The sequence below is a fragment of the Pseudomonas sp. JDS28PS106 genome (assembly GCF_036706555.1).
Classification (GTDB): Bacteria; Pseudomonadota; Gammaproteobacteria; order Pseudomonadales; family Pseudomonadaceae; genus Aquipseudomonas.
The window spans coordinates 376299-391018 of sequence record NZ_JBAJGT010000002.1; the positions used below are offsets into that span (position 1 = coordinate 376299).

Genomic DNA, 14720 nt, shown 5'->3' on the forward strand with positions numbered 1-14720 from the left:
ACAGGCATTTCAAGAGGTATTTTTCAGGCTTCAAGCGACCGTTCGTCGGGTGAATATCCGAGCAAGGCGCTGATCCGGTTGCAGTCCGTTTCGCGACGCACGAGATCGAAAAGCGCGGTCGCTTCGGGGTAGCTTTTGGTCAGCAGCACCAGCCATTGCTTGAGTCTTCCGGGTGCCTGGACCAGCGTCATCTTCGCCATACAATCGCGCCAGAAGGTGCGCAACATCGGCTGCAGCTCGGCCCAACTCATCGGCGTCACTTCTTGCCCCGCGTGAGCCGCGGCGATCTGCCGGGCCAGATCCGGCCGTGCCACCAGCCCCCGGCCAATCATGATGTCGCGAGCGCCACAGACTTCCCGGCAGCGCAGCCAGTCCTCGACGGTCCAGATCTCGCCGTTGGCGACCACCGGCACCTTGACCACGTCCTGGATGCGCGCGATCCACTCCCAGTGCGCCGGTGGCTTGTAGCCATCGACCTTGGTCCGGGCGTGCACCACGATGCGCTCGGCGCCGCCATCGGCCAGCGCGCGGGCGCAATCCAGCGCCAGGTCGGTACTGTCGAAACCCAGGCGCATCTTTGCGGTGACCGGAATGGGCCGGGGAACGGCACGCCGCACATGTTCGAGGATGGAATGCAGCAGCTCGGGCTCCTTGAGCAGCACGGCCCCGCCCCTCGAGCGATTGACGGTCTTGGCCGGGCAACCGAAGTTCAGGTCCATGACCGGCGCGCCCAGCTCACAGGCGAACGCGGCGTTCTCTGCCAGACAGACCGGGTCGGAACCCAGAAGCTGCACATGCAGCGGTGTCCCCGCCGCCGTCTTTGCATCGGTGTGCAGCTCGGACGCCAGCTTGTAGAAGTAAGCCGCGGGCATGACCCGCTCGGTCACCCGTATGAATTCGGTCACGCACCAGTCGATGCCGCCGACCCGGGTCAGGACGTTACGCAGGATGTCGTCGACCAACCCCTCCATGGGCGCCAGAGCAATTTGCATGGGGACACACTCGAAAAAAAGGCCGGCAGTTTACTGGTCGGCGCCGGACTTGCAAATGCCGTCGTCGATCATGGCTTGACCGTAACCCTCGATGAACTCGTTCGGCATGCGCTTGGGCCGGCCGGTGGACAGTTCGATACAAACGAAGGTGGTCTGCGCGCGCAGCAGCGTCGCGCCATCAGCGGGCCGTCGCAGCTGAAAGCGACGGGCCATTTTCAGCCGGCGGTCCCAGTCGACGATCCAGGTCGCCAACTGCAATTCGTCGTTTTCGTAGGCGCTGGCCAGGTAATCGATTTCGTGTCGGACTACGGCCATGGCCCGGTCTAGCCGGCGGTATTCGCTGAGGTCCAGGCCCAGATGCTGGGAGTGACGCCAGGCGCAACGCTCCAGCCAGGTCACGTAGACGGCATTGTTGGCGTGGCCAAGCCCGTCGATGTCTTCGGCGCCTACCACCAGATCGATGACGAAAGGTTCAGCCTGATCCCAAACCATGCTCGCTCCTGCTTATGGATTCACGTGGCGGGAGTGTAGCGCGGGGATAATGGGGGCGTACGCAAGCGCGCTCGGGAACTTATGCAGGGAAAGCGGCCGGTGAAGCTGCCGACGCTTTCGCCAGCAAGCTGGCTCCCACACATTAGGGCCGGCGAAAAATAAAACCCCGGAAAAACAAAAGGGCCATTCAATAATCGAATGACCCTTGGTCTCGCAGAGCGAGAAATCGTGGCGTCCCCTAGGGGACTCGAACCCCTGTTACCGCCGTGAAAGGGCGGTGTCCTAGGCCACTAGACGAAGGGGACGCAAAACCTTCTGTCAGACCCGCCAAATGGCGAATCCTGGCAAATTGGTGGAGCTAAGCGGGATCGAACCGCTGACCTCCTGCATGCCATGCAGGCGCTCTCCCAGCTGAGCTATAGCCCCGAATTTAACGCCCTGCGGCGGAGATCGACCTTGCGGCGTCACTCGATGAAACTGGCGTCCCCTAGGGGACTCGAACCCCTGTTACCGCCGTGAAAGGGCGGTGTCCTAGGCCACTAGACGAAGGGGACAAACCTTCTTTCCGGTCAGACTTGGGATCTGACCGATGATTCAAGACCCTGTGAAACCTGGTCTCGAACCTGAAAATTGGTGGAGCTAAGCGGGATCGAACCGCTGACCTCCTGCATGCCATGCAGGCGCTCTCCCAGCTGAGCTATAGCCCCACATCAGTGGACGGGGCGCATGTTAAGCGCGAGTCGCGAACCTGTCAAACTTATTTTCAACTTTTTTTAAAATTTTTCGTCGGGATAACAAACACTTACCCGCCGAACCCCGTTTTCAGGGGCAATCGCCTCACGCGCCCTGCCCGTCCGGCGCGCGAGAGACGATCACATGAGACTGGCGTCAGGCGATGGCGCCCAACAGCTTTTCCCATTCCTTGTTTTCTTTCTTGGAAACGCCGCCCAGCAGCTCGATGGCCTGACGCAGGCGGAACCGGGTCAGGTCAGGGCCAAGGATTTCCATGGCATCGAGCACCGAGACCGAGCTGGCCTGCCCCGTGATCGAAGCGAACATCAGCGGCATGGCGTCACGCAGCTTGAGGCCAAGATGGTCGACCACCGCCTGAATGCACCCGGTGATCGCATCCTTTTCCCACTGGCGCAGCGATTCCAGTTTCCAGAGGATCAACTGCATGAGCTGGCGGACCTGCTCGGGCGAGAGCTTCTTGTGTTCGAACAGCTTCACGTCCGGCGTGACGCCTCCGGCAAAGAAGAAGCTCGCCAGCGGTGCGATCTGGCTGAAAGTCTCCACACGGCCTTGAACGTGCGGCGCGATCTTCATCAGGTACTCGGGATTCAACGCCCAGGTCTGCACCCGCGAGGCGAACTCTTCCACCGGCAGGTCCCGCAACCACTGGCCGTTGAGCCACGACAGCTTCTCGATGTCGAAGATCGGTCCGCCCAGGGAGATGCGCGACAGGTCGAAGTTGTCGACCATTTCCTGCAGCGAAAACTTCTCCCGCTCATCAGGCATCGACCAGCCCATGCGGCCCAGGTAGTTGAGCATCGCTTCAGGCATGAAGCCCATGCGCTCGTAGAAGGTCACCGAAGTCGGGTTCTTGCGCTTGGACAGCTTGCTCTTGTCCGGATTGCGCAGCAGCGGCATGTAGCACAGCTGCGGCTTGTCCCAGCCGAAGTATTCGTAGAGCAGAATCAGCTTGGGCGCCGACGGCAGCCACTCTTCGCCACGCAACACGTGGGTGATGCCCATCAGATGATCGTCGACCACGTTGGCCAGGAAGTAGGTCGGAAGGCCGTCGGTTTTCATCAGCACTTGCATGTCCATGCGATCCCACGGGATCTCGACCTCGCCACGCAACAGGTCAGGCACGACGCAGACGCCTTCGCTCGGCACCTTCATGCGGATGACGTGCGGCTCGCCGGCGTCCAGACGACGCTGGACTTCCTCTTTGGACAGCAGCAAGGCGCGACCGTCGTAACGCGGGGTTTCGCCACGCGCCATCTGCTCAGCGCGCATCTGGTCCAGTTCCTCGGCGGTGCAGAAGCATGGGAACGCGTGCCCCATGTCGACCAGTTGCTGGGCATACTTCTTGTAGATGTCGCCCCGCTCGCTCTGCCGGTAAGGACCATGCGGACCGCCGACATCCGGGCCTTCGTTCCATTCGATCCCCAGCCAGCGCAACGCGTCGAAGATCTGCTGTTCGGACTCACGGGTCGAGCGCAGCTGGTCGGTGTCCTCGATGCGCAGGATGAATTCGCCGCCATGCTGCTTGGCGAAGCAGTAGTTGAAAAGGGCGATGTAGGCCGTGCCAACGTGAGGGTCGCCGGTAGGCGATGGCGCGATGCGGGTACGAACGGTGCTCATGGAAAATCCCGAATAGGTCGATCAAGCGCGGAATCTTAACAGGCGCGAGGTGTGCGGCTCCAGCGGGAGGCCGCTTCGGTGGATATCGCCAGCAAGCTGGCTATGACGATTACCCGTAGGAGCCAGCTTGCTGGCGATCTGCCGCAAAGCGGCAGCATTGAGGCCTCCGCGAAATATCAGGCACGCGGCGTGACCGCTCATCGCCAGCAAGCTGGCTCCTACGTAATGTGCCCCGCAGCGGCAGCTATCACACCTGCAGCAACCGCTCCCGCAGCTTGCCGATCTCGTCGCGCATCTGCGCGGCTGCTTCGAACTCCAGGTCGCGGGCCAGCTGGAACATCTTTTCTTCGAGCTGACGAATGCGCTTGTTGATCTCGCTCGGCGAGCGCAATTCGTTTTCGTACTTCGCGCTCTCCTCCGCGGCCTTGGCCATGCCCTTGCGCTTCTTGCTGCGCGCGCCCGGCACGGTCGCGCCTTCGAGAATGTCCGCCACATCGCGGGAGACACCGACCGGCGTGATGCCGTGCTCCAGGTTGAAGGCGATCTGCTTCTCGCGGCGTCGCTCGGTCTCGTTGATGGCGCGTTGCATCGACCCGGTCATGTTGTCCGCATACAGGATCGCCCGGCCATTGAGGTTACGCGCCGCGCGGCCGATGGTCTGGATCAGCGAGCGGTCGGAACGCAGGAAACCTTCCTTGTCCGCGTCGAGGATCGCCACCAGCGCCACCTCGGGCATGTCCAGACCTTCGCGCAGCAGGTTGATCCCCACCAGTACGTCGAAGGTTCCTAGCCGCAGGTCACGGATGATTTCCACCCGCTCGACGGTATCGATGTCCGAGTGCAGGTAGCGCACCCGCACGCCATGGTCACCCAGGTAATCGGTCAAGTCTTCGGCCATGCGCTTGGTCAGGGTCGTGACCAGCACCCGCTCCTCTTTCGCCACGCACTTGTTGATCTCCGACAGCAGGTCATCGACCTGAGTAAGCGCCGGACGGATTTCGACTTCCGGGTCGACCAGACCGGTGGGTCGCACGACCTGCTCGATCACCCTGCCGGCATGCTCGGCCTCGTAGGTCCCGGGCGTCGCCGAGACGAAAATGGTCTGCGGGCTGATCGCTTCCCACTCGTCAAACCGCATGGGCCGGTTGTCCAGCGCCGAGGGCAGGCGGAAACCGTACTCCACCAGGGTTTCCTTGCGCGAGCGGTCGCCTTTGTACATCGCGCCCACCTGGGACACGCTGACGTGGGACTCGTCGATCACCAGCAGCGCGTCAGGCGGCAGGTAATCGTACAGCGTGGGCGGCGCCGCGCCCGAGGGACGGCCCGACAGATAGCGCGAGTAGTTCTCGATGCCGTTGCAATAGCCCAGCTCAAGCATCATCTCCAGGTCGAACCGGGTGCGCTGTTCCAGACGCTGCGCCTCAACCAGTTTGTTCTGGCTGCGCAGGTATTCCAGCCGTTCGGCCAGCTCGGCCTTGATGCCTTCCATCGCGTCGAGCAAGGTCTCGCGGGGTGTGACGTAGTGGGTCTTGGGGTAGAAAGTGAAGCGCGGCAGCTTGCGAATCACCTCGCCGGTCAGCGGATCGAATGCCGACAGACTCTCGACTTCGTCATCGAACAACTCGACACGGATCGCTTCCAGATCGGATTCCGCCGGGTAAATGTCGATCACGTCGCCGCGCACCCGGAAGGTCGCGCGGGCGAAATCCATGTCATTGCGGGTGTATTGCAAATCCGCGAGGCGGCGCAGCAAGGCGCGCTGGTCGAGTTTGTCACCGCGATCGATGTGCAGCACCATGCGCAGATAGGTTTCCGGACTGCCCAGACCATAGATGCACGACACTGTGGTAACGATGATCGCGTCCTTGCGTTCCAGTAGCGCCTTGGTCGCGGAAAGCCGCATCTGCTCGATGTGATCGTTGATCGAGGCATCCTTCTCGATGAAGGTATCCGACGACGGCACGTAGGCTTCAGGCTGGTAGTAGTCGTAGTAGGAAACGAAATACTCGACCGCGTTATTGGGGAAGAACGCCTTGAACTCGCCATACAGCTGAGCGGCCAGGGTCTTGTTCGGCGCCAGCACCAGCGTTGGACGCTTTACCTGGGCGATGACGTTGGCGATGCTGAACGTCTTGCCCGAGCCGGTCACGCCGAGCAGAGTCTGGTGCGCCAGGCCAGCTTCGATGCCTTCTACCATCTGACGGATAGCTTCGGGCTGATCGCCGGCTGGCTTGAATCGGGTGACGAGCTGGAACTCGGACATAACCTACCTCTCGTTACGGGGCACACGATCTGGCGCGCCAACAGGCTCGCTCGAACGAAACGAAGCCAGCGCCCGATCCGGAAGAGGACGGGCGCAGCGAGTCGAGTGAGATATCACTGTAGATGGGGCCAGAACCCCATCTTTCAACCCGCCTATTTTGACAGCGTTCAAGAGATTGAGGCCGCCGGCTGACGAACGTTCGAACAAAGCCGCAAAAACCTGCAAAAAGTGCCGACAGCCTGTCGCCCCTACCCCGGATGCTCTCTATACTAGGTCCCCGTTTGTGCACCACTCTGGCGCATCCGGTCAGAGCGGGTCTTTTCCTTCCCCTCATACAGAGCTGCCGCAAAAATGAGCCTCTTCTCCGCTGTCGAAATGGCGCCCCGCGATCCGATCCTGGGTATCAACGAAGCATTCAACGCCGACACCCGCACCACCAAGGTCAATCTGGGCGTGGGCGTCTACTGTGATGAAGACGGGCGCATTCCGCTGCTGCGCGCGGTGGCCGAAGCCGAGAAGATCCGCGTCGCGCAGCACGCGCCCCGTGGCTACCTGCCAATCGACGGCATCGGCGCCTATGACCTGGCCGTGCAAAAGCTGCTGCTGGGCGCGGATTCGCCGCTGATCGCGTCGGGCCGCGTCCTGACCACCCAATCGGTCGGCGGCACCGGCGCTCTGAAAATCGGCGCCGACTTCCTCAAGCGCCTGCTGCCCGGCGCCGTGGTTGCGATCAGCGATCCAAGCTGGGAAAACCACCGCGCACTGTTCGAAGCGGCCGGCTTCCCGGTGCAGGAATACCGCTACTACGACGCGGCCACCCATGACGTGAACCGCGCCGGCATGCTGGAAGACCTCAACGCGCTGCCGAACGGCTCGATCGTGGTGCTGCACGCGTGCTGTCACAACCCGACCGGGGTCGACCTCAGCGCGGACGACTGGAAAAAGGTACTGGAAGTCGTCAAAGCCAAGGGGCACGTACCCTTCCTCGACATGGCCTACCAGGGCTTCGGCCAGGGTATCCAGGAAGATGCCGTCGCAGTGCGTCTGTTCGCCGAATCCGGCCTGACGTTCTTCGCCTCCACGTCGTTCTCCAAGTCGCTGTCGCTCTATGGCGAGCGGGTCGGCGCTTTGTCGATCGTGACCGAGTCCGCTGAAGAGACCGCCCGTGTCCTGTCCCAGGTCAAGCGCGTGATCCGCACCAACTACTCGAACCCGCCGACCCATGGCGCGATCATTTCCTCGGCCGTGCTCAACGATCCGGCGCTGCGCGTGATGTGGGAAGAAGAACTGGGCCAGATGCGCACCCGCATCCACGGCATGCGCAAAGCGATGGTCGAGCGTCTGGCGGACAACCCGGCCGGGCAGGACTTCAGCTTCGTGGCGCGTCAGTGCGGCATGTTCTCCTACTCCGGCCTGACTGCGGCCCAGGCCCAGCGCCTGCGCAGCGATTTCGGCGTCTATGCACTGGACACCGGTCGCATCTGCGTGGCGGCCTTGAATAACCGCAACATCGATGCGGTGTGCGACGCGATCAAGCAAGTGCTCTGACCCCGTTCTGATCGTCGCTACACAAAAGGGAAGCCAGGTGCTTCCCTTTTTCATTGCCGCAATTCTGGCCACGACTTCGATCGAACCACTGCGCGGCGGTGGCCTCAAAGGTTCGTAAGCACTCCATCCGAATGCCACGAGGTGCATATGTCCACGCCAGAGCAAAAAGAACAAGCGACCGGTCAGACCGCTGCCCAGGATCGCAACGACCCGTCCATCGACACCCAGTCGCAGAATGACGGAGCCAGTGTCGGCGGCAATCCGGACACGACTACGGATCAGAGTCAGTCTCAGTCCGATGCTCCAGCCCCGGTCGATGCCGAGAAAAGCGCCTACGTCCCGGACTACGAGCCGCAGCACAAGCCCGCAACCCAGCGCAATCTGCAACCCACTCAAGGTCATGATGCCGATATCGACACACAGGGCGGCTGACACGCTTCCGATCAGGGAGCGCCTCGCGCGTTCCCTTCGCCCTCCGGTCCTCCCCGCTAAATTCCCGCCCGCCGCTCTCGTTTAATGGACAGTTTCCAACCGGCGCTTTCGCCCGGCTGACTTCCGACCGATCCTTGCGAGCAGGCATCCTGCATGACACGCCCCCGACACCTACGCCGCACCGTGCTCCTGGCGCTGTGCCTGTTCCCGGTAATTGCCCTGTGCGCCTGGAAAATCCTGCCCTCGGGCCAGGACGACGCGACCACCGTGGCCGTCACCCGCGGCGACATCGAAAGCAGCGTCACCGCGCTGGGCACCCTGCAACCGCGCAGTTATGTGGACGTCGGCTCCCAGGCGAGCGGCCAGATCATGAAGATCCATGCCCAGGTAGGCGATCAGGTCCAGGAAGGTCAGCTCCTGGTGGAAATCGATCCGTCCACCCAGAGAGCCAAACTGGATGCCGCCCGCTTCGCCATCGACAACCTCAAGGCGCAACTCGAAGAACAGCGGGCTCTGCACCAGCTCGCCGGCCAGAAGCGGCAACGCCAGAACAGCCTGGCCGCCGGCGGTGCGACCCGCGCTGAAGATGTGCAGGCCGCCGAGTCCGAATTCCGCGCGACCCAGGCTCGGGTCGATATGTTCAAGGCGCAGATTCTCGAAGCCCAGGCCGCGTTGCGCAGCGACGAGGCGGCACTCGGCTATACACGCATCTACGCGCCCATGTCCGGCACCGTGGTTGCCCTCGATGCGCGGGAAGGCCAGACGCTCAACGCTCAGCAGCAGACGCCGCTGATCCTGCGCATCGCGCGTCTGTCGCCGATGACCGTCTGGGCCGAAGTGTCGGAAGCGGATATCGGTCGGGTCCGACCGGGCATGCGAGCATGGTTCACCACGCTGAGCGGCGGCGGCAGGCGCTGGAACAGCACTGTGCGTCAGATCCTGCCGGTCCCGCCCAAACCGCTGGAACAGGCCAACCAGGGCGGTGGCAGCCCGAGCAGCGCCGGCAAACACGGCGGCGGCCGGGTGGTGCTCTACACCGTCCTGCTGGACGTCGACAATGCCGATCAGGCGCTCATGGCCGAGATGACCGCGCAGGTGTTCTTCGTCGCCGGCAGCGCGCGCGATGCCCTGACCGCCCCTCTCTCAGCGTTGCGCGGCGGCCCTGAAGACAACCAGCAATTGGCCCGGGTGATCAACGGCGACGGGGTGATCGAACAGCGCAGGGTGCGCACCGGGATCAGCGATCGGCTTCGGGTCCAGGTGCTGGACGGCCTGAGCGAAGGCGAACGCCTGCTGGTCAGACCCGCCACCGGCAGCGGAGGCTGAATGACCACACCTCTGATCGAGCTGCGGGATATCCGCAAGGCCTACGGCGGCGGTGACAGCCCGCGGGTGGAGGTGCTGCGCGGCATCGATCTGGCCATCCATCCCGGCGAATTCGTCGCCATCGTCGGAGCGTCCGGCTCAGGCAAGTCGACGCTAATGAATATCCTGGGCTGTCTTGACCGACCGAATTCTGGTCAGTACCTGTTCGCCGGAGAAGACGTGGCGGCGCTGGGCAGCGATGAACTGGCGTGGTTGAGGCGCGAGGCGTTCGGCTTCGTGTTTCAGGGTTACCACCTGATTCCCTCCGGCTCGGCGCAGGAAAATGTCGAGATGCCGGCGATCTACGCTGGCACGCCGCCTGCCCAGCGTCACGCCCGGGCCGAGGCCTTGCTGACACGGCTGGGCCTCGCGACCCGCAAGGGTAATCGTCCGCATCAACTGTCGGGCGGCCAGCAGCAGCGGGTGTCCATCGCCCGCGCGCTGATGAACGGCGGTCACATCATCCTGGCCGACGAGCCCACCGGCGCGCTCGACAGTCACAGCGGCGCGGAGGTCATGACCCTGCTCGACGAACTTGCGGCCCAGGGCCACGTGGTCATCCTGATCACCCACGACCGGGCGGTCGCGGCGCGTGCCCAGCGGGTGATCGAGGTCAAGGACGGCGCCATCGTCAGCGACAGCGGCACACCCGCGACCGATCGTCCTGAAGCCTTGCAGGCCCCCGACCTGCGCCAGCGTCTGGCGCGGGGCAGCACGGCGCGCGGCGCCTGGAAAGGCGAACTGCTCGACGCGCTGCAGGCAGCGTGGCGGGTGATGTGGATCAACCGCTTTCGCACCGCGCTCACCTTGCTGGGCATCGTCATCGGCGTAGCCTCGGTGGTGGTGATGCTGGCCGTCGGCGAAGGCAGCAAACGCCAGGTCATGGCGCAGATGTCCTCTTTCGGTTCCAACATCATCTACCTCAACGGCAAGCCTTCCGCACCGCGCGCCCCGGAAGGCATCATCATCCTGGAGGACGTCGCGGCGCTGGGCGCCCTGCCTGAGGTAAAGATGATCATGCCGGTCAATGGCGGGCAGGCCAGCGTGCGCTTCGGCAATGTCGACCACTCAAGCTACGTGGGCGGCAACGACACGCACTTTCCGGCGATATTCAACTGGCCGGTGGTGGAAGGCAGCTACTTCACCGACGCCGACGAGCGCAACGCGGCGGCGGTGGCGGTCATCGGGCACAAGGTCCGGCACAAGCTGTTCAAGAACAACATCGACCCCATCGGTCAATACATCCTGATCGAAAACGTCCCCTTTCAGGTGGTGGGCGTATTGCAGGAAAAAGGCGCCAGTTCCGGCGACCCGGACAGCGACAACCGCATCGCGATCCCCTACTCCGCCGCCAGCATACGTCTGTTCGGCACGCGGAATCCGGAATACGTGACCGTCGCCGCGCGTGACGCAAACAACGTCACTCAGGCCGAACGTGCCATCCGCCAGTTACTGGACCGCCTGCACGACGGCCGGCCGGACTATGAGCTGACCAACAACGCGGCGATGATCCAGGCCGAAGCGCGGACCCAGAACACCCTGTCGCTGATGCTGGGTTCCATCGCGGCCATCTCCTTGCTGGTGGGTGGCATCGGGGTGATGAACATCATGCTGATGACGGTGCGCGAACGGACCCGCGAAATCGGCATCCGCATGGCGACCGGCGCCCGCCAGCGCGACATCCTGCGCCAGTTTCTCACCGAAGCGGTGCTGCTCTCGGTGGTGGGCGGCATCGCCGGCGTGGTCCTCGCGCTGTTCATGGGCGGCGCGTTGCTGCTCGGGCAAGTGGCCGTGGCGTTTTCCCTGTCCGCAATGCTCGGCGCCCTGGGCTGTGCGCTGGCGACCGGGGTGATCTTCGGCTTCATGCCCGCCCGCAAAGCCGCCCGCCTCGATCCGGTTGCCGCCCTGTCCAGTGAATGAGTCCCGAATGAAGCCGATTCTTGTCCTGCTGACCACCGGTGTGATGCTCAGCGCCTGCCATTCCCCGCCGCCCAGGCCGCCAAACGGCGTCGAGCCGCCCGCCCGCTGGAACTTCGCTTCCAGCGTGTCGGCGCGGCAAGCCGATGCGCGCTGGTGGCATGGCTTCGGCAGTCCGCAACTTGATCGTCTGATCGAGCAGGCCCGTCGCGACAGCCACCAGATCGGCGCCGCCGTGGCGCGGGTCCGACAGGCCCGGGCCACAGCCGTGATCGGCGGCGCCGCGCTGCTGCCGGAGGTCAGCTATGACCTGCGTGGCGAACGCAACAAGTTCATGCGTCGCGAGGACCGCAAGGCCAATCGGTTCGACGACAACAACCAGGACAGCTTCACCAGCAGTCTGACCGCCAGTTACGAGCTGGACTTCTGGGGAGGCGTTGCCGCTGCCCGCGACAGTGCCGGCTTTCTGCTCCAGGCCAGCGAGTTCGATCAGGCCACCGTGGAGCTGACCCTGCTGACCAGCGTCGCGGATCGCTACGCCCAGACGCTTTCGGCGCGTGAACAGCGGCGCATCGCCGAGCTGAACCTGACCAACGCCCAGAACGTGCTCAAGCTGGTCCAGACCCGCTATGACGCGGGTTCCGCGACCGCGCTGGAACTCGCGCAGCAGCAAAACCTGGTTGCCACCCAACAACGTGAACTGCCGCGCATTCAGCAACTGGCAAACGAGCAGGTGATCAGCCTGGCCGCCCTGCTGGGCCAGCCGGTGCAGAACCTGAATCTGCAAGATGAGGGTTTCGAGCAACTGAACTGGCCGCGAATCGGCACGGGCGTGCCCAGTGAACTGCTGAGCCGGCGTCCGGATCTGGCGAAAGCCGAAGCCGAGCTCGCGGCTGCCCAGGCCGACGTCACCGTGGCGCGTGCCGCGTTGTTGCCCAGGCTGACGCTGAGCGCGGGCGTGGGCACCGAAGCGGTTCGCGCCGAAGACTGGTTGCGCGCGCCCTTTTCTTCTCTGGCCGCGGGACTTGCCGGGCCGGTCTTCGACAATGGTCGGCTGAACGCGGAAAAGGATCGCGCCACGGCGCGTCAGGCGGAACTGCTGGAAGACTATCGAGGGGCCATCGTCAATGCCTTCGCCGATGTGGAAAAGGCCTTGAATGCCATCGGCGGGTTGGACCAGCAACGTGAATGGCATGAAGAGGAACTGCGCCAGGCGCAAATCGCCTTCACCATCGCCCAGAGTCGCTACGAAGCGGGCGCCGAAGACCTGCTCACCGTGCTGGAAAGCCAGCGCACTCTGTACCTGGCACAAGACATCAGCGTGCAACTTCGGCTGGCACGGATGCAGGCCAGCATCGCCCTGTACAAAGCGCTGGGCGGCGGCTGGAGCGCCTGAATCCCGAAAGGCTGATCGCCAGCAAGCTGGCTCCTACACGTCTTGGTGCGCACGCGTAGGAGCCAGCTTGCTGGCGATGGGAACGACACGGTTTGAGGGCGCTTGCTATCGCCCGTAGGAGCGGATTCATCCGCGAAAAATGTATCAGACGCAGCCAATGCCTTGGCCTTCATGGCCTTTCGCGGATAAATCCGCTCCTACGAAATTCGCGGTGTCCAGGGGTTTTATGCTTCCAGCAGCTTGCGCGCATACCACGGCCGGCGCGGGACGCGGCGCAGGAGGTCGTCGAGCTTGTCTTCGGCGGCAAAGGTGATGCGCAGCGCCAGCTTCATCACCTCAGGGTCCATCTCCATGCTGGTCCCGGCCTGCAACCCCGGCGTCGTGCTGCAACCGTGCGTCACGGGCCCCAGCCACGGGTCGCTGATATCGACCCAGCGGGCCGAGGAAAACCAGGGCACGCCGTTCACCTCCAGGCGGCTGACCTCCCCCGGATGGAAACGCTCGTGGGCACGGAACCAGTCTTCGATGCGATCATCGATCCAGCCATGGAACATCCAGAACACCGGGTTCACATGGGAAGAAAAGGGATCGGCGAGAAAATCGTTTTCGGCGCCAAACCAGCGCTCGGCGAAATCATCCGAGCGACGCGCCATCGGCAACGGCTGGCCGTTGGCCGGATCCCGGGCCACAGAGGCCCAGCGCATGTGCAGCCAGTCATGCAGCTCCAGCTCCACCTGCGAGCCGAACTGCCCCAGGGTCAGCTTCGAGAGAAAACGCGGGTCGCGGTAACGCGATTCCCAGACCTCGAAATGAGTGTGGTAGGTCTCGGGACTCTTGATGTCGCTGACCAGCCGGGTGTATTCCTCGTCCCCAGGCGCCAGCCACTCGGGAGGCAGCGAGCAGCCGTCGAGGTTGTCGAAATAACGGGCGAAACCGGGACGGTCCCGCTCCAGCGCGGGCTGCGGCCCAGGAAAGCGTGGCCAGGACGGCAGGTCCTGGATTTTTCGCGCGTGAATCATCATGTGCCGGTGCATGAACAGGAAATCCACGCCGGAGCCGTTGCGGTCCTTGCGCGGCCCGCGAGCGTCGCGCTCCCGGTCGCGCGGACCGGGCTGCCAGCCGATGCCGCGCAGCCCTTCACGCTTGTCATCGGGCAACCGGTGCCACTTGTCCCTCGATGCGTGCCATAGCTGGTGGAACAGGCGGTGCTCCTTCGAAACCAGCCAGTCCATGAACGGCGGCGTCAGCGGAATACGCTCGCGAGCCTCGGGAAAGCGCTGTTTGACGGCGATGACCCGGTTATCCAGTTCGGGCAGCATCAGCGGACGATCCAGATCCTGTACCCGCCCGCTCAGGCTGCCGCTGCCGGCGTTGCCGAACGCGCCCCAGACTTCATCGAGCAACAGACTGAGTTCGTACAGTGGCGCGTCGCAGCCGGGGCTGTCATCGACCTGGCCGCTCATGATCCGGAAGTACAGCGTCGGGCCCTGGGCGGCATCCAGATCACCGATGACCCGGAAGCGTGGCGCCTGTTCGCCGCGCAGGCCCTCGGGGGTATCTATATAGCCACGCAGCCCGCGACCCCGCGGCGCGACGTCGAGGAACATCTGCGAGCCGTCGGGCGGCAGCCCCGCAAGCCCCGCGTCACGACCTTCGAAGCGCAGGTCCCAGATACCGCGCAGCTTCTCGGCGATGCGCCGGGTAGCCGGGTCAGCGGGGCCGGCGGTGGCTTCGCCGGGGGTGACCGGTTCGTCCACTCGGGTGAGTTCACGATGCGCGTACCAGGCAGCCGGAACCGCGGCGCCGGTCAGCGCCAGGCCTGCCATGAATCCTCGTCGTGAAATCGTCATTACCCTACCTGTTCCCGCCCGGCGACAACTGCCATCCAGCTAGAACGTAGCGCCGAGCGGGAAATTTAACCGCTGAACGCTCCCCGAATCCCGCC

At 63.7% G+C, this 14720-nt stretch carries 10 protein-coding genes and 4 tRNA genes; 5 read left to right on the top strand and 9 right to left on the bottom strand.

The window, feature by feature from the left end; genetic code table 11:
- Positions 1–23: 23 nt before the first annotated feature.
- From TRP66_RS04890 to uvrB, 8 genes are all read right to left on the bottom strand, one after another.
- Entirely contained in the window at positions 24–992 is a 969-nt protein-coding gene (locus TRP66_RS04890) for a tRNA dihydrouridine synthase (RefSeq protein ID WP_333400237.1), read from the bottom strand.
- Between the two features lie 30 nt (positions 993–1022).
- A complete protein-coding gene (locus TRP66_RS04895) occupies positions 1023–1484 on the bottom strand; it encodes an acyl-CoA thioesterase (protein WP_333400238.1) in 462 nt (153 codons plus the stop codon).
- A 229-nt stretch (positions 1485–1713) separates the two neighbouring features.
- Positions 1714–1789, bottom strand: a tRNA-Glu gene (locus TRP66_RS04900).
- A gap of 45 nt (positions 1790–1834) precedes the next feature.
- Positions 1835–1910 (bottom strand) — tRNA-Ala (locus TRP66_RS04905).
- 52 nt (positions 1911–1962) lie between these two features.
- Positions 1963–2038: transfer RNA gene (locus tag TRP66_RS04910), tRNA-Glu, on the bottom strand.
- Positions 2039–2115: 77 nt separating this feature from the next.
- Positions 2116–2191, bottom strand: a tRNA-Ala gene (locus tag TRP66_RS04915).
- Positions 2192–2372: 181 nt separating this feature from the next.
- Positions 2373–3854, bottom strand: coding sequence for a glutamate--tRNA ligase (gene gltX, locus TRP66_RS04920; protein WP_333400239.1), 1482 nt, complete (start codon positions 3852–3854; stop codon positions 2373–2375).
- A gap of 247 nt (positions 3855–4101) precedes the next feature.
- Positions 4102–6117 carry an excinuclease ABC subunit UvrB gene (uvrB, locus tag TRP66_RS04925; RefSeq protein ID WP_333400240.1) on the bottom strand — a complete coding sequence of 672 codons (2016 nt, stop codon included), beginning with the start codon at positions 6115–6117 and terminating at the stop codon, positions 4102–4104.
- 351 nt (positions 6118–6468) lie between these two features.
- Between uvrB and TRP66_RS04930 the strand changes: the two genes are divergently transcribed.
- The 5 genes from TRP66_RS04930 (at position 6469) to TRP66_RS04950 (ending at position 12775) form a co-directional block, all read left to right on the top strand.
- Positions 6469–7665 carry an amino acid aminotransferase gene (locus tag TRP66_RS04930; RefSeq protein ID WP_333400241.1) on the top strand — a complete coding sequence of 399 codons (1197 nt, stop codon included), beginning with the start codon at positions 6469–6471 and terminating at the stop codon, positions 7663–7665.
- A gap of 147 nt (positions 7666–7812) precedes the next feature.
- Positions 7813–8097 carry a hypothetical protein gene (locus TRP66_RS04935; RefSeq protein ID WP_333400242.1) on the top strand — a complete coding sequence of 95 codons (285 nt, stop codon included), beginning with the start codon at positions 7813–7815 and terminating at the stop codon, positions 8095–8097.
- A 153-nt stretch (positions 8098–8250) separates the two neighbouring features.
- The gene (locus TRP66_RS04940) at positions 8251–9423 is read left to right on the top strand and encodes an efflux RND transporter periplasmic adaptor subunit (RefSeq protein WP_333400243.1); all 1173 of its coding nucleotides are present in this window, start codon (positions 8251–8253) and stop codon (positions 9421–9423) included.
- Positions 9424–11382: a MacB family efflux pump subunit gene (locus TRP66_RS04945; RefSeq protein ID WP_333400245.1), complete on the top strand. Its 1959-nt coding sequence runs from the start codon at positions 9424–9426 to the stop codon at positions 11380–11382. It abuts the gene before it with no gap.
- Positions 11383–11389: 7 nt separating this feature from the next.
- Positions 11390–12775, top strand: a complete 1386-nt coding sequence (locus TRP66_RS04950) for an efflux transporter outer membrane subunit (RefSeq protein ID WP_333400246.1) — start codon at positions 11390–11392, stop codon at positions 12773–12775.
- Positions 12776–12999: 224 nt separating this feature from the next.
- Here the strand turns inward: TRP66_RS04950 and pvdP are convergent, their stop codons facing one another.
- A complete protein-coding gene (gene pvdP / locus TRP66_RS04955; RefSeq protein ID WP_333400248.1) occupies positions 13000–14625 on the bottom strand; it encodes a pyoverdine maturation tyrosinase PvdP in 1626 nt (541 codons plus the stop codon).
- Positions 14626–14720 lie beyond the last annotated feature (95 nt).